This window comes from Streptomyces tanashiensis (assembly GCF_014648895.1).
GTDB lineage: Bacteria > Actinomycetota > Actinomycetes > Streptomycetales > Streptomycetaceae > Streptomyces > Streptomyces tanashiensis.
Genome location: NZ_BMRZ01000001.1, coordinates 794,791 through 816,894 on the forward strand (window position 1 = coordinate 794,791; position 22,104 = coordinate 816,894).

Sequence of the window (22,104 nt, forward strand, 5' to 3'; positions counted from 1 at the left end):
GTCAGAGCGCCGCGGCCGCGCGCTCGGCGGCCTCGACGACGTTGACGAGGAGCTGCGCACGGGTCATCGGGCCCACGCCGCCGGGGTTCGGGGAGATCCAGCCGGCCACCTCGGCGACGCCGGGGTGGACGTCGCCGACGATCTTGCCCTCGCCGTTGCGCGAGACGCCGACGTCGAGGACGGCCGCGCCCGGCTTCACGTCCTCGGGCTTGATCAGGTGCGGCACACCGGCCGCCGCGACGATGATGTCGGCGTTGCGCAGGTGGGCCGAGAGGTCCCGGGTGCCGGTGTGGCACTGGGTCACGGTCGCGTTCTCGGAGCGGCGGGTGAGGATGAGCGGCATCGGGCGGCCGATGGTGACGCCGCGGCCGACGACCACGACCTCCGCTCCGTTGATCTCCACGCCGTGCGCGCGGAGCAGCGTGATGACGCCGTTCGGCGTGCAGGGCAGCGGGGCGGGCTCGTTGAGGACGAGCCGGCCGAGGTTGGTCGGGTGCAGACCGTCCGCGTCCTTGGCCGGGTCCATCAGCTCCAGGATGCGGTTCTCGTCGATGCCCTTGGGCAGCGGCAGCTGGACGATGTAGCCGGTGCAGGCCGGGTCCTCGTTGAGCTCCCGTACGACCGCCTCGATCTCCTCCTGGGTGGCGGTGCCCGGCAGGGTGCGCTGGATGGAGGCGAGGCCGACCTCCGCGCAGTCACGGTGCTTTCCCGCGACGTACTTGTGGCTGGCCGGGTCGTCGCCGACCAGGACCGTGCCGAGGCCGGGCGTGATGCCCTTTTCCTTGAGGGCCGCCACACGGACGGTCAGATCGGACTTGATCGCGGCTGCGGTGGCCTTGCCATCGAGAATCTGGGCGCTCATGGAGACATCCTCCCGGATGACCCCCGCCTTGTTCCAATTCGCTCGTGCGCAACGGCCGGCGATGCGGAACGACAGGTTGCACCTGCACAACTCCGCCACGTATCGACTGGACAAAAAGTCGGCCTTGCGACGACCATGAGCCGCGTAGTACCGCGGAAAGTGCCGGGGGGAAATCCGCTCAAATGCCGTGAAAGTCCTCCGCGCGGGCCGCGTCGTCCCCGCACAGAGAAATTCACGGAGGAATCCCGCGATGAGCTTCGGCGAACCGAACAACCCCTACGGCCAGCCGCAGGGACAGGGGCAGCAGCCCGGCTACGGCTACCCGCAGCAGGCCCCGCAGGGTGTGCCGCCGCAGGGTTACGGCTACCCGGCGGCTCCGCCGGTCTCGCCGTACGGCGGCGGCTACCCGGGTGCGGTCATGGAGATGCCCGGTGGCGTGAAGGCCGCGCGCGTGATGATGTGGATCATGGGCGCCTTCAACCTCATCGGCGGTGTCGCCGCGATCGGCCTCTCCTTCACCTTCACCAGCGAGCTGGAGAAGCAGGGCACCCTGTCCGGCGACGAGGAGACCTTCGCGAACCTGGGCCAGGGCATCATGATCGGCGCCGGTGTCATCTCGCTGATCTTCGCGGTCCTCGGCATGGTGCTCGCCGCCAAGTTCAAGTCCGGCGGCAACGGCGTCCGGATCGGCGCCATCGTCTGGGCCTCGTTCGCGGTGCTGTTCAGCCTCTTCTCGCTGCCCCTCGGCATCGTGAGCCTCGCCCTCGGCATCATGGTCATCGTCTTCACGGCGAAGTCCGACGGCTCGGCCTGGTTCAACCGGAACAAGCAGCAGTACTGAGCGTGAACCGGTGAGGGGCGGGATCCGACCGGATCCCGTCCCTCCTCCGTTCCCGGCGCGTCAGACCTTCCTGAGGACCGCGAAGCCGTCCGAGCGGTAGGTGATCTCGTACCGCGCCTCCGGATGCAGTTGCGAAGCCAGCTGTTCCGGATCCGACACCTGCTGCCCCCAGCCGCGCAGGTCGAAGGCGAGATAGTCGGGGGTGGCGCCCTTCGAGGTGCCCACCCAGTAGACCCGGTGGTCCGCCGTGAGGTGGGCGAGGAGCGAGACGTCCGCCTCGACGCTCACCCCCTCCGGCACCGCGTCGACCGCCGCCCGCGCCTCCAGGGTCCGGCTGTCCGTCCGGTACGTCTCCGACTTCAGCAGCTCCCGCAGCGGCAGGTTCGCCGCGAGGACGAGCGCGACCGCCGTCGCCACGGGGATCACGACCTTCCCGTACGAGACGAGCCAGGCGCGCGGCGAGGTGCGGACCGAGCGGACGCCGTCCACGAGGGCCAGGAGGACCACCGGCATCAGGATCGCGCTGTAGTGCCAGTGCATGCCCCAGTGGTTGGCGTCCTGGGAGAGGAACCGCCAGCCCAGGGTCGGCAGGACGAGCAGGACCAGCGGGGAGCGCAGGGCGAGGAAGCCGGTGATCGCGAACAGGTAGAAGACCATCTCCCACCGCTCGCCGGAGGCGAGGGCGTCGCCGATGACCTGGCCGAAGGAGGTATCGGCGCCCTGGCCGGTCTTCTCGATCTTGGACCAGTAGTCGTACTGGCCGAGCCGGCTGGCCGCCGGGATCAGGACGAGGACCGTCAGCGCGAAGGCCGCCACGCCGAAGGCGGCCAGGGCCGCGCCGAGACGCTTCCGCCCCTTCAGGAAGAGGACCGCGCCGACCATGGCGACGGTGAGGCCCATGTCCTCCTTGACCAGGACCAGCGGGGCGGACCAGGCGGCGGCCGCGGTCCAGCGCCCGAGGAGCAGGGCCCGGCAGGTCAGGGCGAGCAGCGGTACGGCGAAGGCGATCTCGTGGAAGTCGGACTTGACGGCCTCCTGGAGCCCCCAGGACAGGCCGTACGCGACGGTCAGCCCGATGCCGGCGGCCCGGCTGCCGAGGATCTGCTGGGTGGTGCGGCCGACGACGACGGCGGAGGCGGCGAAGAGCGCGGCCTGCCCGAAGAGCAGCGCGACCGGCGAGGGCCAGATCCAGTAGAGCGGCGCGAGGAGCGCGGTGACGGGGCTGAAGTGGTCGCCGAGTATGGGGAAGCCGGGGCCCTTGATGTCGACGACGGGCGCCCGGAACTCGGCGTACGCCCGGACCGACTGCCCGAAGATCCCGAGGTCCCAGGAGGGCGTGCGGAAGTGCGCGTACTGCACCCACGAGTACAGGAAGTACAGGCCGCAGAGGACGGCCGCGAGGATCAGGTACGGGCGTATCGGGGCCGGCGGGAGACCGTCGGACGGCTCCGCGTCGGTGGTCTCCGCAGCGGGCCTGTTCAGTACGTCCAACACCACGTCCCCCACTACCGGCGGCCGACAAAAGAGCAACCCATTAGACCAGAGTCCACTCGTTCGGCGGATTCTCCGGCGGCGGCCCCGGTGGGGAACGAGACGGGGCGGCCCGCCGGTACCCCGAAGGTGCCGGCGGGCCGCCCCGCTCACTCCGCACGGATCGGCGGAGGAGGTGGATCAGTGGAAGAAGTGGCGCGTGCCCGTGAAGTACATCGTCACGCCCGCCTTCTTCGCCGCCTCGACGACGAGCTCGTCGCGCATCGAGCCGCCCGGCTGGACGACCGCCTTCACACCGGCGGCCGTGAGGATCTCCAGGCCGTCGGGGAAGGGGAAGAAGGCGTCGGACGCGGCGTAGGAACCGCGCGCCCGCTCCTCGCCCGCCCGCTCGACGGCCAGCTTCGCGGAGTCGACGCGGTTGACCTGGCCCATGCCGACGCCGACCGAGGCGCCGTCCTTGGAGAGCAGGATCGCGTTGGACTTGACCGCGCGGCAGGCCTTCCAGGCGAAGGAGAGCTCGGCGAGCTCCTCGGCGGACAGCGCCTCGCCGGTCGCCAGGGTCCAGTTCGCCGGGTCGTCGCCGTCGGCCTGGAGGCGGTCGGTGACCTGGAGGAGGGCACCGCCGTCGATGGGCTTGACCTCGACCGGGTTGGCCGGGGCGCCCTCGGCCTTCAGGACGCGGATGTTCTTCTTCTTGGCGAGGATCTCGACCGCGCCGTCCTCGTAGCCGGGGGCGACGATGACCTCGGTGAAGATCTCCGCGACCTGCTCGGCCATCGCGACGGAGACCGGGCGGTTGACGGCGATGACGCCGCCGAACGCGGACAGCGGGTCGCAGGCGTGCGCCTTGCGGTGGGCCTCGGCGACGTCGGCGCCGACCGCGATGCCGCACGGGTTGGCGTGCTTGATGATCGCGACGCAGGGCTCGGTGTGGTCGTACGCGGCCCGGCGCGCGGCGTCGGTGTCCGTGAAGTTGTTGTACGACATCTCCTTGCCGTGCAGCTGCTCGGCCTCGGCGAGGCCGCCCGTGCCGTCCACGTAGAGCGCGGCGCCCTGGTGCGGGTTCTCGCCGTAGCGCAGCACGTTCTTGCGCGCGTAGGTGGCGCCCAGGAAGTCCGGGAAGCCGCTGTCGTCCGCCGCCGCGTAGTCGTCGGCGAACCAGGAGGCCACGGCCACGTCGTACGCGGCGGTGTGCTGGAAGGCCTCGCCGGCGAGCCGCTTGCGGGCGGTCAGGTCGAAGCCGCCGGCCTTGACGGCGGCGAGCACGTCGGCGTACCGCTCCGGGCTGGTGACGATCGCGACCGACGGGTGGTTCTTGGCCGCGGCGCGGACCATCGACGGGCCGCCGATGTCGATCTGCTCGACGCACTCGTCCGGGGTGGCGCCGGAGGCGACCGTCTCGCGGAACGGGTAGAGGTTCACGACGACCAGGTCGAAGGGCTCCACGCCGAGCTCGGCGAGCTGCGCGCGGTGCGACTCCAGGCGCAGGTCGGCGAGGATGCCGGCGTGCACGCGCGGGTGGAGGGTCTTGACGCGCCCGTCGAGGCACTCGGGGAAGCCGGTCAGCTCCTCGACCTTGGTGACGGGCACCCCGGCGGCGGCGATCTTCCCGGCCGTGGAGCCGGTGGAGACGAGCTCGACACCGGCCTCGTGCAGACCGCGGGCCAGCTCCTCCAGCCCCGTCTTGTCGTAGACGCTGACCAGCGCGCGGCGGATGGGCTTAACGGTGTCCGTGTTCACCGACATGAACCTTTCGTCCCTCAATGCGGTAGCCGTGCCGGGCGAGACGCCCCACGACGTCGACGAGCAGCGAGCGCTCGACTTCCTTGATGCGCTCGTGCAGAGCGGCTTCATCGTCCTCGTCCCGCACCTCGACCACGCCCTGGGCGATGATCGGGCCGGTGTCGACACCGTCGTCGACGAAGTGGACGGTGCACCCGGTGACCTTCGCGCCGTAGGCGAGGGCGTCACGCACCCCGTGGGCACCGGGAAAACTGGGGAGCAGTGCCGGGTGGGTGTTGACGACCCGGCCGCCGAAGCGGGCGAGGAACTCCTTGCCGACGATCTTCATGAAACCGGCCGAGACGACGAGGTCCGGCTCGTACGCGGCGGTGGCCTCGGTCAGCGCGCGGTCCCACTCCTCGCGGGTCGCGTGGTCCTTCACCCTGCACACGAACGTCGGCAGTCCGGCGCGCTCGGCGCGCTCCAGGCCGACGATGGAATCGCGGTCCGCGCCGACGGCGACGATCTCGGCGCCGTACCCCTCGGGGTCGGCGGCGATGGCGTCGAGGAGGGCCTGCAGATTGGTACCGGACCCGGAGACCAGGACGACGAGGCGGGCGACAGCCACAGGGGTCACTCTTTCCGTGGTGTTTGTGTGGTCGTACGAACGAATCGTGCCCCTTGATACGGGGAACCCTACGAATGGCTCGACCGTCAGCAACGATACCGGCACACGGGACGGCCCCCACGGGACGGGGGCGGAGCAGGGCGGTAGCGTCAGGGTCCGATGCCGGACGCGCACCGGACCGGGCAGGGATCAGGGCCGGTTCGGGAGGCGGACGGCTCGGCGGACGAGCAGCAGACGAGACAGCAGCGGAGACCACGGGTGCGGCCGTGGTCGAGACGACAGAGGGAAGACGTTCAGCAGATGCCGGAACGCCAGTCCACGGACGACAACAACCCGTTCGCGCCGCCGCCCGAGGGCCGGCCGGATCAGCCGTGGCAGCCGCGGCGACCGGAGGGCTCGGACGACGACACGTCCGGTTCCCCGGACTCGTCGGGGCCGTCCGACGGCCGCTGGAGCCCGCGCCAGCCGGGCCCCTCGCAGGACGGCTTCGGCCGGGGGCCGGAGCGCCGGGGAGGCGACCAGGGCGGCCCGGGACAGGGCGGATCCGGGCGCGGCCCGGGCATGCGCTGGGACCCGACGGACCCGGCGCAGCGACGGGCGCGGTACGCGATCCTCGCGGGCATGTGGGCCTTCTTCTTCGCGATCTTCGAGATCCCGGAGCTGGCGCTGCTGCTCGGCGCCCTCGGTCTCTACTGGGCGATCAGCTCGCTGCGCACCAAGCCGAGGACGGCCGCGGAACTGTCGTCGACATCACAGTCCGCGACGGCCTCGCCGGCCCCGTCGGCGGCACCGTCCCCGGAGCCGCGGCCGGCGGCCGACCGGCCCTCGGGGCAGGGCGCGTCCGCCGCGATCGCTCCGCTCCGCTCGATGCGGACGGCGGCGATCAGCGGTCTCGTCGCGGCGAGCCTGGCCCTGATGATCGTCGCGGTGGGCTTCACCATGCAGGTCGTCTACCGCGACTTCTACGAGTGCCGCGACGACGCCCTGACCCACGCGGGCCAGCTGGCCTGCAACGACCTCCTGCCGAAGCCGCTGCGCGCGGGCTTCGGGGTCCGGGAGTAGCCGCCCGCGTCAGTCGGTGGCGGGCGGCGGCGGGGAGGGTTCCCAGGCCGCCGGGAGGTAGTCGTACGGCTCGTAGCCGGGGTCGCCGAAGGGGTCGGCGTAGGGATCCCCGAACGGGCCGCCGAAGCGGTCGCCGACCGGGTCGGTCCGCGCGTTCCCCTCGCTGTACGGGGTGCTGCCGACGGCCTCGCCGGTGTCGGTCTGCGGGGCCGCCGGCGCCTTGGGCTCGGCGGCCGTCCGCCGGTCCGGGGCGGCCTCCGGACCGCTCCCCGCGCCGCCGGAAGGGGCCGCGGCGGGCAGCACCGCCCCGGCCGCCGCTCCGGAGGCCGCCGCGGGCACCGGCGCGGGCCGGGGCCTCCGGGAGCGCGGGACCCGGCGGCCCCAGGCCCGTACCCCCAGAGTCACCGGGAGCCCCACGCAGGCCCCCCACAGCACCGTCGCCGCGCCCGCCTGCCACCACACCGGACCGAAGGCCGAGAGCCGGCCGCTGCCGAGCGGGCCACCCGCCGCGCCCGCCAGGACGGCGACGGCCACCCCGCACCCCCAGGCCGCGCCCAGCGCCGTCAGGGCCGCGTCCCGGACCGCCCAGCTCCGCGCCGCGCGGCCCACGCACCCGCCCTGGACCACGGCGGCGGCCAGCGGGACCGCCGCCGTCGCCCAGTGGACCCAGGTGCCACGCCCCTCGGCGGGCAGCGCGGCCAGGAGCGGGAAGGGCGGCACGGCCGGGTCCCCGGCGAGGCCCAGCGGGGTCGCGAGCGCGCCCGTGCCGAGGGTGAAGCCCGGCCCGAGGCAGTACGCGGCTCCCCAGACGGCCATGTTCGGCAGCAGCGCCAGGACGAGCAGCAGGACCGTCACCCGACCGGACCACTCCCCCGCGAGCCCTTCGAACGAGGCCTGCGCCCAGCCCGCGTGCCAGGCCAGCGAGACCGCCGCGGCCACCGCGCCGCCGCCGAGGAGCGTCAGGGTCCCGAGCCCGGCGGCGCGCAGGGCGGCGGCCGCCTGCCGCTGCCCGGGGAGCGGGCGGCCGAGCGCCGTCCAGACACCCGCGCCCGCCGCTCCGGTGACGACGGCGGGCAGCCAGAGCCCGGCGGTGACGAGGTCGGCGGGCAGCGGGCCGCTCTCGCTGTAGACCACGACGGCGGCCGCCACCAGCAGATATCCCCCGGCGACGGCGGAGACGGCGCCGCCCGGGGAGGGGCGCGGCCGGACCCCGTCGCCCCCCGGGTCGAGGGTGTCGCGGGCGGCCCGGTGGACGAGCCAGACGGGCAGGGCGACGAGGAGCAGCGGGACGATCCCGAGGGGCGCGGGCAGGCCGGACAGGGTGTCCGTACGGACCAGGTCCACGCCGTGCGCGAGGAGCCAGATCCCGGCGGCGACGTGCAGGGCGCCGACGGGACCGCTGTCGGGGTACGGGGAGCTGATCCAGGCCGCGATCACCAGGACCGCGAGGACGCCGAGACCGAGTCCGGCGGCGACCCCGCCCCGGACGCAGGCGGTGGCGAGCGCGGCGGAACGGCCGCCCTGGACCAGGGGGTGCTCGGTCACATGGGTCACGGGATCATGCTGCCAACGACACGCGCTTTTGCCGCGTAACAGGCAAACCTCCGCTGTGTCGCCCAAGATACGTTTATGTACTTTTCCGCCCAGAGCAGCTCTGCGGGAGGTCGACGCCCATGAGCCGGAGCACCGCGGATTCCGCATCCTCCGTCACCCTGCCGCCCCCGAAGGAGCGGCGCAGGTTGCGTGAGGCCCTCGCCCTGAGCGAGGAGCAGGTCGCCGAGGCCATGGGCGTCACGAAGGCCACGGTGAGGTCCTGGGAGACCGGGCGCTCGGCGCCACGGGGCCGCAAGCGCGAGGCGTACGCGAGGCTGCTCGGCGCCCACGAGCCGGAGGGCCCGCTCCCGGCCGCGCCGCAGCCCACCGCTCCGACACCGGCCCGGACACAGCCCCAGGCGCAGCTCCAGGCAGAGACAGGCGCGGAGACACGGACGCAGGCGGAGCCGGCCCCGTGGCAGGCACCACCGGCATGGGCGCAGCCGGCCGTCCCCCAGGCGCAGACGCAGCCGGCCCGGTCGCAGCCGCAGGCCCAGGCGCCGCCCGCCCGGTCGCAGCCGCAGCCACAGGCCCAGGCGCAGCCCGCCCGGTCGCAGCCGCAGCCGCAGGCCCAGGCGCAGCAGCCCTCGGTCTCCGCCAACGTCCGGCCCAAGGCCGCCGTCAAACGCGCCGCCAAGCCGCCGCGGGCCCCGTCCCCGGTCCCGGCCATCGGTCCCGGTCCTGCCCGCAAAGTCCCCGCGAAGCCGCCGGAGCGGCTGAAACCGATGGCGCCCGAGGCCGCCGCGGAACCGGAGCCGACCGGACCGGACCTCACCCCCGAGGAAGCCTTCGACGCGCTGTACGCGCACGCCGCGCCCGGCCTCGTCCACCAGACGTACCTGCTCACCGGGCGCCGCGGCCTCTCCCGCGAGGCCGTCGAGCGCGCGTTCCACCAGGCCTGGGAGCGGTGGCCCGAGGTCGCGGTGGACGCGGACCCGGTGGGCTGGGTGCGAGCGGCGGCGTACGAGTACGCCCTCTCCCCCTGGCACCGGCTGCGCCGCGCCCACAAGCACCCCGACGCCCCGCCGGCCGAGGCGGGGCGGCGGGCACTGCTCGGAGCGCTCCTGGAACTGCCGCCGCCGTACCGCCGGACCGTCATGCTCTACGACGGCCTCGGCCTGGACCTGCCGGACACGGCGGCCGAGACGGAGGCGAGCACCCCCGCCGCCGCCAACCGGCTGCTGCACGCCCGCACGGTCATCGGGCGGCGGATCCCCGAGCTCGCCGAGCCCGAGGCCCTGCACCGGCGGCTGAGCGAGCTGGTCACGGAAGCCCCGGCGGCGACCCTCCCGGCGGCCCGCGCCATCCGGACGGGCAGCGAGAAGCAGAGCCGTACCTGGACGCGGGCGGTGGTCGGGGTGACGGCGGTCCTCATCGGGATCACCGGCTTCACGGCGGCGACCGCGCCGACCCGCTACATCCCGGTGAACGCCCCCGGCGAGACCGTCAACGGGGTGCCCGTGCGCGGCGGCCCGCAGAAGCTCCGCCCGGAGGACCTGAAGCTCCGCGACCAGCTGCGCTCCGAGCCCAACCCGGGCCCGGAACGGCTGATCCCGGCGGCCGACTGACCGCTTCGGCCGACGGCTTCGGCAGCTCATGCGAGAGGGCCCCGCCCCCACCCGGTCTCCCGGGAGGGGCGGGGCCCTCTCATGCGCTGCCCGTCAGGCTGCTGTGCGTGTCAGCCCGTTCAGCCCGCGAGGATGGCGCGCGCCAGCTTGGCGGTCTCGGTCGGCGTCTTGCCGACCTTGACGCCGGCGGCCTCGAGGGCCTCCTTCTTCGCCTGGGCGGTGCCGGAGGAGCCGGAGACGATGGCGCCGGCGTGGCCCATGGTCTTGCCCTCGGGCGCGGTGAAGCCCGCGACGTAGCCGACGACCGGCTTGGTGACGTTGGCCTTGATGAAGTCGGCCGCACGCTCCTCGGCGTCGCCGCCGATCTCGCCGATCATGACGATCAGGTCGGTGTCGGGGTCCGCCTCGAACGCCGCGAGGGCGTCGATGTGCGTGGTGCCGATGACCGGGTCGCCACCGATGCCGACGGCGGACGAGAAGCCGATGTCACGGAGCTCGTACATCATCTGGTACGTCAGCGTGCCGGACTTCGAGACCAGGCCGATGCGGCCCGGCTTCGTGATGTCGCCCGGGATGATGCCGGCGTTGGACTGGCCCGGGGTGATGAGACCGGGGCAGTTCGGGCCGATGATGCGGGTCTTGTTGCCCTTCGACTGCGCGTACGCCCAGAAGGCGGCGGAGTCGTGGACGGCGATGCCCTCGGTGATGACGACGGCGAGGGGGATCTCGGCGTCGATCGCCTCGACGACGGCGGCCTTCGCGAAGGCCGGCGGCACGAAGAGGACCGAGACGTTGGCGCCGGTCTCCTTCATCGCCTCGGCGACGGAGCCGAAGACCGGGACCTCGGTGCCGTCGAAGTCGACGGTCGTGCCGGCCTTGCGCGGGTTCACGCCACCGACGATGTTGGTGCCGTCACCCAGCATCAGCTTGGTGTGCTTCATGCCCGTGGCACCGGTCATGCCCTGGACGATGACCTTGCTGTCCTTGGTCAGGAAGATAGCCATGGTGTTCTGACCTCGTCCCTTACTTCGCAGCCGCGAGCTCGGCGGCCTTGTCGGCCGCGCCGTCCATGGTGTCCACGCGCTGCACGAGCGGGTGGTTCGCGTCCGACAGGATCTTGCGACCCAGCTCCGCGTTGTTGCCGTCGAGGCGCACGACCAGCGGCTTGGTGACCTCTTCGCCCTTGGAGGCGAGGAGCTCCAGAGCCTGGACGATGCCGTTGGCGACCTCGTCACAGGCGGTGATGCCACCGAAGACGTTGACGAACACGGACTTGACGTCCGAGTCGCCCAGGATGATCTCCAGGCCGTTCGCCATGACCTCGGCGGAGGCGCCGCCACCGATGTCGAGGAAGTTGGCCGGCTTCACGCCGCCGTGGTTCTCACCGGCGTACGCGACGACGTCCAGGGTCGACATGACCAGGCCGGCGCCGTTGCCGATGATGCCGACCTCGCCGTCGAGCTTGACGTAGTTGAGGCCCTTGGCCTTGGCGGCAGCCTCGAGCGGGTTGGCTGCGGCCTTGTCCTCGAGCGCCTCGTGGTCGGGCTGACGGAAGTCGGCGTTCTCGTCGAGAGACACCTTTCCGTCGAGGGCCAGAATGCGGCCGTCCTTGGTCTTGACCAGCGGGTTGACCTCGACGAGGAGCGCGTCCTCGGCGACGAAGGTCTTCCACAGGGTCACCAGGGCCTCGGCGACACCCTCGGCCACGTCGGCCGGGAACTTCGCCAGGGCCACGATCTCGCGGGCCTTCTCGATGTCAACGCCGTCGACGGCGTTGACCGGGACCTTCGCGAGGGCCTCGGGGGTCTTCTCCGCGACCTCCTCGATGTCCATGCCGCCCTGCACCGACGCCATCGCGAGGAAGGTGCGGTTGGTGCGGTCGAGGAGGTACGAGACGTAGTACTCCGCCTCGATCTCCGGGGACAGCTCGGCGATCATCACCTTGTGGACCGTGTGGCCCTTGATGTCCATCCCGAGGATGTCCGTCGCACGGGCGACGGCCTCGTCCGGGGTGGCGGCCAGCTTGACGCCGCCGGCCTTGCCGCGGCCACCGACCTTCACCTGCGCCTTGACGACCGACTTGCCGCCAAGACGCTCGGTGGCCTCGCGCGCCGCCTCAGGCGTGTCGATGACTTCACCGGCCAGCACCGGTACACCGTGCTTGGCGAAGAGGTCCCTCGCCTGGTACTCGAACAGGTCCACGCGCGTCCGTCCCTTTTCTGATGATCGCGGTTCGTTGTCTGCGTGGGCGTGCCGCGAAGGGCAACGTGACTGCGCTGTCACAAGGGAGGCGTGCACGGAGTCCGTGGACGCGGCATGTCCGTCTCGCAGGTTATCCCCGTGGGCCGTGGGTCCCTAAATCGCAGATCACAACAGAGCGGTGATACGGGTCACAGACCGTACGGACCGGGGGGCTGTCCGTAGGGGTGACGGGACGGGCCCATGGACCCCTCGCGGCAGGCGGGGACTGGCCTTTGGGGCCCTCACGACGCGCCGGACGCCAGGGTGAGGGGTGTTCCGGCGCGAGTGTGATATGGGCCTCAGTCGGGTCGCGAGCACCCGTGTGGGTGGTCCCACGGCGACGGATTCCGTAGTCCTCGCGCCCCGGGCCGGGCGTCGAGCCGGGCCTCGGGCCGGGCCTCGGGCCGGGCCTCGGGCCGGGCCTCGGGCCGGGCCTCGGGCCGGGCCTCGGGCCGGGCCTCGGGCCGGGCCTCGGGCCGGGCCTCGGGCCGGGCCTCGGGCCGGATCCCGGGCCCCGGGTCAGGCCTCGGGTATCGGGAGCGGGCGCTTCTCCAGGGCGGCCGCCATGATCTCCGGGAACAGGTCGGGGGTGCAGGCGAAGGCCGGGACGCCGAGCGCGGCGAGCGCGGCCGCGTGGTCCCGGTCGTAGGCGGGGGCGCCCTCGTCGGAGAGCGCGAGCAGCGCGACGAACTGCACGCCGGAGGCCTTCATCGCCGCGACCCGCTTCAGCATCTCGTCGCGGATGCCTCCCTCGTACAGGTCGCTGACGAGGACGACGACGGTGTCGGCGGGGCGGGTGATCTTCGACTGGCAGTGGGCGAGGGCGCGGTTGATGTCGGTGCCGCCGCCGAGCCGGGTGCCGAAGAGGACGTCGACCGGGTCGTCGAGCCGGTCGGTCAGGTCGACGACGGAGGTGTCGAAGACGACGAGGCGGGTGGCGAGGGACCGCATGGAGGCGAGCACCGCGCCGAAGACCGCGGCGTGGACGACGGAGGCCGCCATGGAGCCCGACTGGTCGACGCAGAGCACCACCTCCTTCCTGACCCCCCGGGAGGCACGCCCGTGGCCGACGAGCCGCTCGGGGACGACCGTGCGGTGCTCGGGCAGGTAGTTCCGCAGGTTGGCGCGGATCGTGCGGTCCCAGTCGATGTCGCGGTGGCGGGGGCGGCTGATCCGGGCGGAGCGGTCGAGCGCGCCGGTGAGGGCGGCACGGGTGCGGCCGGCGAGGCGCTTCTCCAGCTCGTCCACGACCTTGCGGACGACGGCACGGGCGGTCTCCCGGGTCGTCTCGGGCATCGCCCTGCCGAGAGAGAGCAGGGTGCCGACGAGGTGCACGTCGGGCTCGACGGCCTCCAGCATCTCCGGCTCCAGGAGGAGGGTCGCGAGCCCGAGGCGGTCGATCGCGTCCCGCTGCATCACCTGGACGACGGAACTCGGGAAGTACGTGCGGATGTCACCCAGCCAGCGGGCGACGGAGGGCGCGGAGGCGCCGAGCCCGGCCGAGCGGTCCCGTCCGGTCCGGTCGTCGCCCTGGCCCTTGCGGTCGTAGAGGGCGGTGAGGGCCCCGTCCATGGCGGCGTCGGTGCCGGTGAGGGCCCGGCCGGTGCCCTCGGCCTCTCCGCCGCCCAGGACCAGCCGCCAGCGGCGCAGCCGCTCGTCGTCGGTGAGGGTCGTGCTCATGCGGTGACCTCCGTTCCGAGGATGAGGTGGAGCAGGGGCAGGACGGCGTCGGCCCGCGCGGGGTCGGGGGCGGGGGCGAAGCCGGGCACCCCGGGCGCGGAGGGCCCCGGACCGCCCGAGCGGGGGCCCCGGGCGACCAGCTCTCCGAGGGTCCGGCGAACGCCCGGCTCGTACGCGGAGAAGGTACGGCGCAGCAGCGGCAGCACATCGGTGAAGGCCTCGTCCGGCACGCCGGTCAGCCAGGCGTCGACCAGGCCGAGGAGACGCTCGTCGTGGACGAGGAGGAGCCCGCCGCCGGAGGCCCCGCCGACGAAGCCGTCGATCCAGGCGGCGGCGTCGGCCGGCGGGGTGCCGGGCGAGAGGGCGCGGCTCATGAGCAGCGCGGCCTCCCCCTCCCCGAGCCGCCCTTCGTCGAGCAGGAGCCGGGCGGCCCGCCCCCGAAGTCCCCCCGGCACCCGATCCCACCCGGCAAGCCGCCGCAGCACCCCACTCCACCGACCACCGAGACCGGGGGTGAGGGGAAGGGCGGGTCCGGCGTCCGGCTCGGGCCCGTCCAGGGCGGCGGCGGGCGTGTCGGGGCGGTCCTCGTGGAGGAGGCCGATCGCCGCGTGGACGGCGTCGAGCCGGTCCCGCATCTGCGCGGCGGCGTCCGCGTCGAGTCCGGCGCAGGCGGGCGGCAGGCCCACGCAGATCCGCTCGGCGAGCCCTGCGGCGACCTCGCCGAGCGCCGCCGTGCCGGTGCCGCGGACGTCGCCGTAGCGCAGGGAGCGGGCCAGGGCCGGGAGGGCCTGGGCGAGGTGGGCGACGTCGGCGTCGAGCGCGGCCCGGTCCGCGAGCGCCCGCATGACGACGGGCAGCGCGTCGGTGAGCCCGGCGAGGAGGCACTGCTCGGCGAGGGCGGTGACGTCGGCGAGCGCGGTCGCGGCGAGGGCGAGGGACTCGGCCTTCGCGGTGGCCGCGCCCTCGACGGTGGTGCCCCAGACACCGGCCTCGGCGACCTGGACGTGCAGCTCGGGCTCCCAGCGCAGCCGCCAGGTCTCCCGGAAGGTGCCGGTGCCGGCCCGTCCGGCGGCCGGCTCGCCCCAGTGGACACCGAGGAGGCGCAGCCGGTGCAGCAGGCGGCTGCGCTCGCCGTCGGTCTCCTTGCGCAGGTCGAGCCCGAGCTCGCGCTCCTGGGCCTCGGGCTTGAGGCGCAGGGTGCGCTGGCGGCGGGTCAGGTCGCGTTGGAGGGGTACGGCGGGGGCGGCGGCCGGGACCTCGCCGAGGACGTCGCCGACGACGAGCCGGTCGCGGACGAGGCCGAGCGGCACGTCGGAGCCCTCGCAGAGGACCGCGCGGACGGCGTCGGTCGTCTCGTCGAGGCCGGGGAGCGGACGGCCGCGCAGGGCCGCGAGGGTCTCGGCGAGCCGGACGGCCTCGATGACGTGCGCGGAGGAGACGGGGTGGTCCTCGGCCCTGAGGAGCCCGGCGACCTTGGTCATCCAGCGCTCGACGGGCCGGTCGGGGGCGGCGAAGAGGTGTCCGTACCAGCCGGGCGCGTCGATTCCGGCCCCGTAGCCGGAGCGGCGGGCGAGCCTGCGGTGGGTCCAGGGGACCCAGGTCAGTTCGGTCTTCGCGCGGGGCAGGCCCTTGAGGAGCGCCTTGTCGGCGGCGACGGTGGTCCTGCGGGTGAGCGCGGGCACGTGCCAGGCGCCGCAGACGACGGCGACGGAGTCCCCGAACTCCTTGCGGGCGGCGCGCAGCCGCAGCCGCATGTGCGCCTCGCGGACCAGGTCGCGGGGATGGCCGCCGTGCCCGTACGTCTCGCGCAGGGCGCCCATGGCCTCGGCGAGGGCCTCGAAGGGGGCGGTGGGGTCGCCGTCCCCGCGCAGCTCGACGACGTCCTCCCACCAGCGCTCGGCGTCCTCGTGTCCGGCGGCCCGGGCGAGCTCGGCGACGGGGTCGATCCGCAGGCCGCTGCCGCTGACCTCGTCCTCGTCGCCCTCGTCGCTCCAGGTGGGGTCGGCGGCGGCGAGGGTGTGGGCGGCGGGCAGGTCGAAGAAGCGGACGGGGACGCCCCGTTCGAGGGCCCAGCGGATCGCGACCCACTCGGGCGAGAACTCCGCCATCGGCCAGAACGCGGCCCGCCCCGGGTCGTCCACGGCGTGCGCGAGGAGGGCGACGGGCGGCCGCATGCCGGGGTCGGCGGCGAGCGCCACGAGGGCGTCGGCCTCGGCGGGGCCCTCGACGAGCACGGCGGCGGGCTGCTCCGCCTCCAGGGCGGCCCGCACGCCACGCGCGGACCCGGGCCCGTGGTGCCGCACGCCGAGCAACAGGGGCCCGACCCGCCCCCCGGCACCTCCGGCCCTGGCGCCCCCGGTCCTGGCGCCCCCGGTCCGGTCGGGCTCGGTCCGGTCGGGCTCGGTCCGCTCGGCGCCGGCCCACTCGGCCCCGGCCCATTCGGCCCCGGCCCTGGCGCCCCCGGTCCGGTCGGCCCCAGTCCGCTCGGTCCTCGTCCGCTCGGCCCCGGCCCGCTCGGTCCCTACCCGCTCGGGCTCAGCGTCGGGCACCCGGTCCGTCTCCGGCACGGGCACCCACCCGTCGTCCGGCGCGTGGGACGCGTCCCGCTCCGAGGCCGTGGGCGTGGGCGTCATGCGCTCACCTCGCGGCAGGCGCGGTAGAAGTCCTTCCAGCCGTCTCTCTCCCGTACGACCGTCTCCAGGTACTCCTGCCAGACGACCCGGTCGGCCGCCGGGTCGCGGACGACCGCGCCGAGGATGCCGGCGGCGACGTCGGCGGGGCGCAGGACGCCGTCGCCGAAGTGGGCGGCGAGGGCGAGCCCGCCCGTCACGACGGAGATCGCCTCGGCCGTGGAGAGCGTCCCCGAGGGGGACTTGACCCGCGTCCGGCCGTCGGTGGTGATCCCGTCCCGCAGCTCGCGGAAGACGGTGACGACCCGGCGGATCTCGTCCACGCCGTCGGGCAGGGCGGGCAGTTCCAGGGAGCGTCCGAGCTGCTCGACGCGGCGGGCGACGATGTCGACCTCGGCCTCGGGGGTCGCGGGCAGCGGCAGCACGACGGTGTTGAAGCGACGGCGCAGGGCGCTGGAGAGCTCGTTGACACCCCGGTCGCGGTCGTTGGCGGTGGCGATGAGGTTGAAGCCGGGGACGGCCTGCACCTCCTGCCCCAGTTCGGGGACGGGCAGGGTCTTCTCGGACAGGATCGTGATGAGCGTGTCCTGCACGTCGGCGGGGATGCGGGTGAGCTCCTCGACCCGGGCGGTCATGCCCTGGGACATCGCGCGCATCACGGGGCTGGGGACGAGGGCGTCCCCGCTGGGGCCGTGGGCGAGGAGCCGGGCGTAGTTCCAGCCGTACCGGATGGCTTCCTCGGGCGTGCCGGCGGTGCCCTGGACGAGGAGGGTGGAGTCGCCGCTGACGGCGGCGGCGAGGTGCTCGGAGACCCAGGTCTTCGCGGTGCCGGGGACGCCGAGCAGGAGCAGCGCGCGGTCGGTGGCGAGCGTGGTGACGGCGACTTCCACGATGCGGCGCGGTCCGACGTACTTGGGCGTGACGACGGTCCCGTCGGGGAGCGTGCCGCCGAGGAGGTAGGTGGCGACGGCCCACGGCGAGAGGCGCCAGCGGGCGGGCCGGGGCCGGTCGTCGGCGGCGGCGAGGGCGGCGAGTTCGTGGGCGAAGGCGTGCTCGGCGTGCGGCCGCAGGACCTCGGTGGCGGTCTGCGGCCGTCCCGGTCCGGTGTCCGTCTCGACACCGGAACCGGACTTCGCGATGGTTTCGGGCACGGGCATGGATCCCCCTCCAGATCGTTCGACCTGCTGTGCGATCCACCGTGCACCATGCCACTGACAATCGGATGTCACCGCTGGTCAGGGCCGGTTGGAAAGGTGAGGGAGGGTCAGGGAGGGTCAGCCCACGATCGGGGAGACGGCGACGCAGCCGCCCGCCATCGCCTGCTCGGCCTTGGCCTCCTTGATGACCTTGCCGTTGAAGATGACCTTGCAGGTGAGGTCGGCGGGGTCGAGCGAGACGGGCATGACGGCCGGCGGCATGATGCCCTTCAGCGTCACCGTCTTCTTCCACGGCGTGGCCGGCTTCTTCTCCGACTCGATCTTCGGCTCCATCGCGGTGCCGCCGCCGGCGTGGTAGTCGATCGACTCGATGCCCTTGCCGCTGACCTCGTACGTGACCTCGTAGGTCTCGTTCACGGACTTGTCGACCTGGTCGGCGGCCTTCTCGGCGACCTCGGAGCAGGCCCCGAGGCCGAGGGCGAGGCCGGCGACGGCGAGGGCCGAGACGGCGGTGCGGGCGGTGCGCTTCATGAGGTCCCCTGGGCGGCGTGGTGCGGTTCGTCGGTCGCCGCAGAGAATCGTAAAGAGACGGTAAAGTCAAATCCCGTCCCGCTCGCCTTCCGCCGCCTCCTCGCCTCGCGGAACCGCCGGTCCGAGGGCGTTGTCAGTGGCGGCCTCTACCGTCGACGACATGAATGCCATGGGGGTGCGCTGGACGGCTGAGCAGGTGCTGGCACTGGCTCCTGACGAAGCGTCGCGCAGAGCGGGGAGCGAGCTCGGCACGGCCGGGCCCTGGTCCGAGACGGGGTGCGACGAGGACGCCGTCTGGGGCCTGTGCAAGGGCGGCGGAAGCACGCCGTACCGGACGGTCGTCGACACCACGGGCCCCGCCTACTCCTGTGGCTGCCCCAGCCGCAAGTCCCCCTGCAAGCACGCGCTGGGCCTGCTGCTGCTCCGGGCGGCGGACGGGATCGCCGCCGAGGACTCCCCCGCACCCGACTGGGCCGCGCGATGGATCGCCGGGCGGCGCGGCCGGGCCGAGAGCGCCGACCGGCGCACCGGCGACGCGACCCCTGGGGCGACGGCGGACCCCGAGGCCGCGCGCCGCAGGGCCGAGCGCAGGGCGGCCCGGATCACCTCGGGCGCACGGGAGCTGGAGCAGCGCCTCGCCGACCTGCTGCGCGGCGGCCTGGCATCGGCCGGGCAGGCGGGGTACGGACTGTGGGAGGAGACGGCGGCCCGCATGGTCGACGCGCAGGCGCCCGGACTCGCCGGGCGGGTGCGGGAGTTGGGTGCCATACCGGGCTCGGGGCCGGGCTGGCCCGTGCGACTCCTTGAGGAGTGCGCGCTGACCCATCTCCTCGACCGGGCGTGGCTCGCGGCGGACCGGCTGCCCGCCCCGTTCGCGACGACGGTACGGACCCGGGTGGGCCTCACCTCCCCGGCCGGCGGCGTCCCGGTGCGGGACCACTGGCTGGTCCTCGCTCAGTACGACGCGGCCGACGCCCGGCTGACCACCCGGCGGATCTGGCTGTACGGCACGACGACCGGGCGCACCGCGCTCCTGCTCTCCTTCGGCGCGGCGGGCCGGGCACCCCAGCTCGCGCTCCCCGTGGGCGCGCTGCTCGACGGCGAGCTGACCCCGCACACCGGCTCCGGCCAGGTGCGGGCGGAGCCGGGCGAGCGGTTCGTCCCGGTCTCCGGCCCCGTCGCCCCGCCGGCGGGCGGACCGGTCGGCGCGGCGCTGGACGCCTACGGCCGCGCGCTGGGCGGGGACCCGTGGCTGGATTCCTGGCCCGTGACGCTGAGCGGGGTCGTACCTGCGCGCGCGGAGTACGGCTGGCAGCTCGCCGACGCCGACGGCCGCGAGGCACTGCCCCTGACACCCGCGGCCCAGTCCCGCCCCGGTCTCTGGCGCCTGGTCGCCCTCTCCGGCGGTGCCCCGGTGACGGTCTTCGGGGAGTGCGGGCACCGCGGGTTCACCCCGCTCGCCGCCTGGTCGCCGGAGACCCCGGGCGAGACGGTCCCCCTCATATGACGCCCGGTCACCACGCACCGACCCGCAGGAGGAGCCCGATGGACACGCCCACGACGACCTCCACCACGACCACCGCCGCTGCCTCCGTCTCCGTCCCCGGCTCCGGCCCCGCCTCCGAATCCGACGAGGCGGCCGCCCGCCACTGGGAGGAGCTCGTCAGCTCGGCGCTGCTCGGGACGGACCGGCGTCCTCCCGCCGGGCTCGCGGGCTCGGCGGCGGCCCGGGACCTGCCGGGTGCGCTGCTCGACGCCGCGGCGGTGCAGACCGTACGGCGCAGGGCGGGGCTCCGGCCCGGGCCCGCCGCACCCCTGCCGGAGCCCGCACCGGAGGACCCGCGCGCGCCTCTGCCCGAGGCCGCCAGGCTCCGCCTCGATCAGCTGCTCGCCGGACGGGCCGCGCCCTCGCCCGCCGGGCGGCGCGGGGCCGCCCCCGACCTGGCCGAGCTGCTCCCCCAATGGCTCGCCCTCGCCAACCGGCACGGCTACAAGGCGTCGCCGTCCGCGCTGCCGGCGCTGCTCGACGCGGCCAGGGCCCGCACCGACCTGCGGCCCCAGGCGCTCCGCCTGGCCGGTCCGCGGGGGCTGTGGCTGGCCCGGCTGAACCCCGAGTGGAGATTCGCCCTCCGGGGCACGGGCGCGGGCGGCGGCCTCCCGTCCCCGAGGGACCCGGAGGGGGTACGGGCGCTGTGGGACGAGGGCCTGTTCGCCGAGCGGGTCGCCCTGCTCGCCGCCGTACGGACCGAGGACCCGGCCGCCGGTCTCGCGCTGCTCGCGTCGACCTGGTCCGCCGAGCGGGCGGAGGACCGGCTGATGTTCCTGGACTCGCTGCGGGCCGGACTCTCCGACGCCGACGAGGAGTTCCTGGAGGAGGCCCTCGGCGACCGCAGCCGCAACGTCCGGGCGACCGCCGCCGAGCTGCTCTCCGCCCTGCCGGCCTCGGCCCTCGCGGGCCGGATGGCGAGCCGGGCCGCCACCTGCGTCGGCCTGGACCGGACGGCCCCGGAACCGACGATCGCCGTCGAGGCCCCGCACGAGTGCGACGCGGCGATGCAGCGGGACGGCATGGTGGCGACGCCTCCGGCGGGCCGGGGCGAGCGTTCCTGGTGGCTGGGCCAGCTCGTCGAGGCGGCGCCGCTGGTCTCCTGGACCGGCAGGTTCGGGGGCCGCGGCCCGGAGGAGATCGTGGCCCTGCCGGTCGCCGACGACTGGCAGGGCGAGCTGCACGCGGCCTGGTGCCGGGCCGCCGTGCGGCAGCGGGACCCGGCCTGGTCCCGCGCGCTGCTCGGTTCCCCGGCGGTCCCGCCCGCCACGGGCCCCGGCACGTCGTCGCTGGCCGAGCGCGCCCAGCTCCTGTCGACGCTGTCCGTGGAGGAACGGGCACGCTGGGTCGCCTCGTTCATCGCGGCCCACGGGCTGTCGGAGGCGTTCCAGCTGCTCGGCGTCTGCGCCGTCCCGTGGGCGGAGCCGCTCGGCGCGGCGGTGATCGACGCCCTGGACATCGCGCGGGAGGCGGGCAGCTATCCGTGGAGCTTCAGCGGGGTGATGGGCCTGGCCGAGCGCTGCCTCGCCCCGGAGGCCGCGCGGCAGCTGGACTCCCTGACGGCCCGCCCCGACGAGGCGGAGGACAGGTCCCCCGGCGCGGGCGACTACTGGTCGGAGGCCTTCCAGCGCCTGGTCTCCACGCTGCGGCTCCGCGCGGCGATGCACGCCGAACTCACGCCGCCGCCACACCCCGCCGCAGCCCCACCGGCCCCGTGACACCCGCCTGAGCCCCCCGAACGAACCGCACCACCCCGGGCCCCGCGACCCCGGCCCGGCGCCGCGCCGCTGCCACCGCCCTGTCCGCACCGCCCCACGGTTCCCGGCCCGGCGTGGCCGGCCCCGCTACCCCGGCCTGCGGCCGCCGCCCTGTCCGTACCGCCTCGCCGTTGCCGGCCCCGCGACCCCGGCGCCGCGCCGCTGCCGCCGCCCTGCCCGTACCGTCCCGCGGTTCCCGGGGCCGGCGTGGCCGGCCCCGCGTGGCCGGCCCGGCAGGAAACCGCCCCCGCGGGGAACCGCCCGGCCGGAGCAACCCCCGGGCCCGGGCCCGGACGCCGACAGGGCCCTCCCGTTCGGGAGGGCCCTGTCGGCGTATGCGCCCGCGCAGCGGGTTACGCGGCGACGCGGACGTTCGCGTTCACCCAGTCGACGATGGATGTGGTCGTCGCACCCGGCGTGAAGATCTCCGCCACGCCCTTCTCCTTCAGGGGGGCGATGTCCGCCTCGGGGATGATGCCGCCGCCGAAGACCTTGATGTCCTCCGCGTCGCGGTCCTTCAGGAGCTCCAGGACCTTCACGAACAGCGTGTTGTGCGCCCCGGAGAGGATCGAGAGGCCGATCGCGTCCGCGTCCTCCTGGATCGCGGTGTCCACGATCTGCTCGGGCGTCTGGTGGAGACCGGTGTAGATGACCTCCATACCGGCGTCGCGGAGCGCCCGCGCGATCACCTTGGCCCCACGATCGTGGCCGTCGAGACCCGGCTTGGCGACGACCACGCGGATCGGACCGCTCACACCCATCACTGCCTCCACATGCGACCCCCGCGCCTCATTG

17 protein-coding genes are annotated in these 22,104 nt (G+C 74.4%); 5 read left to right on the top strand and 12 right to left on the bottom strand.

Features of this window, described 5'->3' with window-relative positions:
* Window position 1: 1 nt before the first annotated feature.
* On the bottom strand, window positions 2–862 hold the full coding sequence (locus IE237_RS03590) for a bifunctional methylenetetrahydrofolate dehydrogenase/methenyltetrahydrofolate cyclohydrolase (protein ID WP_189800306.1): 861 nt from the start codon (window positions 860–862) through the stop codon (window positions 2–4).
* A 250-nt stretch (window positions 863–1,112) separates the two neighbouring features.
* On the opposite strand from IE237_RS03590, the gene IE237_RS03595 reads away from it, so the two are divergent.
* Complete coding sequence (locus IE237_RS03595; RefSeq protein ID WP_189800307.1) at window positions 1,113–1,703, top strand: hypothetical protein; 591 nt, start codon at window positions 1,113–1,115, stop codon at window positions 1,701–1,703.
* Window positions 1,704–1,763: 60 nt separating this feature from the next.
* Here the strand turns inward: IE237_RS03595 and IE237_RS03600 are convergent, their stop codons facing one another.
* The 3 genes from IE237_RS03600 to purN form a co-directional block, all read right to left on the bottom strand.
* Window positions 1,764–3,197 (bottom strand): DUF2079 domain-containing protein, encoded by a 1,434-nt coding sequence (locus tag IE237_RS03600; RefSeq protein WP_370468141.1) that lies wholly within the window; start codon window positions 3,195–3,197, stop codon window positions 1,764–1,766.
* Window positions 3,198–3,374: 177 nt separating this feature from the next.
* On the bottom strand, window positions 3,375–4,940 hold the full coding sequence (gene purH / locus IE237_RS03605) for a bifunctional phosphoribosylaminoimidazolecarboxamide formyltransferase/IMP cyclohydrolase (RefSeq protein WP_189800309.1): 1,566 nt from the start codon (window positions 4,938–4,940) through the stop codon (window positions 3,375–3,377).
* Window positions 4,915–5,544: a phosphoribosylglycinamide formyltransferase gene (gene purN / locus IE237_RS03610; protein ID WP_189800310.1), complete on the bottom strand. Its 630-nt coding sequence runs from the start codon at window positions 5,542–5,544 to the stop codon at window positions 4,915–4,917. The genes purH and purN overlap by 26 nt, the downstream gene beginning before the upstream one ends.
* Before the next feature lie 300 nt (window positions 5,545–5,844).
* On the opposite strand from purN, the gene IE237_RS03615 reads away from it, so the two are divergent.
* Complete coding sequence (locus IE237_RS03615) at window positions 5,845–6,606, top strand: hypothetical protein (RefSeq protein WP_189800311.1); 762 nt, start codon at window positions 5,845–5,847, stop codon at window positions 6,604–6,606.
* Window positions 6,607–6,615: 9 nt separating this feature from the next.
* Here IE237_RS03615 and IE237_RS03620 read toward each other — a convergent pair whose 3' ends face one another.
* Window positions 6,616–8,160 (bottom strand): cell division protein PerM, encoded by a 1,545-nt coding sequence (locus IE237_RS03620; protein WP_189800312.1) that lies wholly within the window; start codon window positions 8,158–8,160, stop codon window positions 6,616–6,618.
* 119 nt (window positions 8,161–8,279) lie between these two features.
* Here IE237_RS03620 and IE237_RS03625 point away from each other — a divergent pair, with 119 nt between their 5' ends.
* Entirely contained in the window at window positions 8,280–9,767 is a 1,488-nt protein-coding gene (locus tag IE237_RS03625) for a transcriptional regulator (protein ID WP_189800313.1), read from the top strand.
* A gap of 119 nt (window positions 9,768–9,886) precedes the next feature.
* On the opposite strand, the gene sucD is transcribed toward IE237_RS03625, so the two are convergent.
* The 6 genes from sucD to IE237_RS03655 form a co-directional block, all read right to left on the bottom strand.
* Window positions 9,887–10,771 (bottom strand): succinate--CoA ligase subunit alpha, encoded by an 885-nt coding sequence (gene sucD, locus IE237_RS03630; RefSeq protein ID WP_056552175.1) that lies wholly within the window; start codon window positions 10,769–10,771, stop codon window positions 9,887–9,889.
* A gap of 19 nt (window positions 10,772–10,790) precedes the next feature.
* Window positions 10,791–11,969 carry an ADP-forming succinate--CoA ligase subunit beta gene (gene sucC / locus IE237_RS03635; protein WP_189800314.1) on the bottom strand — a complete coding sequence of 393 codons (1,179 nt, stop codon included), beginning with the start codon at window positions 11,967–11,969 and terminating at the stop codon, window positions 10,791–10,793.
* 558 nt (window positions 11,970–12,527) lie between these two features.
* Window positions 12,528–13,688: a VWA domain-containing protein gene (locus tag IE237_RS03640; protein ID WP_189800315.1), complete on the bottom strand. Its 1,161-nt coding sequence runs from the start codon at window positions 13,686–13,688 to the stop codon at window positions 12,528–12,530.
* Window positions 13,685–16,321 (bottom strand): DUF5682 family protein, encoded by a 2,637-nt coding sequence (locus tag IE237_RS03645; RefSeq protein ID WP_229842232.1) that lies wholly within the window; start codon window positions 16,319–16,321, stop codon window positions 13,685–13,687. The genes IE237_RS03640 and IE237_RS03645 overlap by 4 nt, the downstream gene beginning before the upstream one ends.
* Entirely contained in the window at window positions 16,318–17,475 is a 1,158-nt protein-coding gene (locus IE237_RS03650) for an ATP-binding protein (RefSeq protein WP_189800316.1), read from the bottom strand. The genes IE237_RS03645 and IE237_RS03650 overlap by 4 nt, the downstream gene beginning before the upstream one ends.
* Window positions 17,476–17,592: 117 nt before the next feature.
* Entirely contained in the window at window positions 17,593–18,006 is a 414-nt protein-coding gene (locus tag IE237_RS03655; protein WP_189800317.1) for a hypothetical protein, read from the bottom strand.
* Window positions 18,007–18,166: 160 nt separating this feature from the next.
* Here IE237_RS03655 and IE237_RS03660 point away from each other — a divergent pair, with 160 nt between their 5' ends.
* Entirely contained in the window at window positions 18,167–19,513 is a 1,347-nt protein-coding gene (locus tag IE237_RS03660) for an SWIM zinc finger family protein (protein ID WP_189800318.1), read from the top strand.
* A 38-nt stretch (window positions 19,514–19,551) separates the two neighbouring features.
* Complete coding sequence (locus tag IE237_RS03665; protein ID WP_229842234.1) at window positions 19,552–21,270, top strand: DUF5691 domain-containing protein; 1,719 nt, start codon at window positions 19,552–19,554, stop codon at window positions 21,268–21,270.
* Window positions 21,271–21,662: 392 nt separating this feature from the next.
* Here the strand turns inward: IE237_RS03665 and icmB are convergent, their stop codons facing one another.
* Complete coding sequence (gene icmB, locus IE237_RS03670; protein ID WP_189800319.1) at window positions 21,663–22,070, bottom strand: coenzyme B12-dependent isobutyryl CoA mutase small subunit; 408 nt, start codon at window positions 22,068–22,070, stop codon at window positions 21,663–21,665.
* Window positions 22,071–22,104 lie beyond the last annotated feature (34 nt).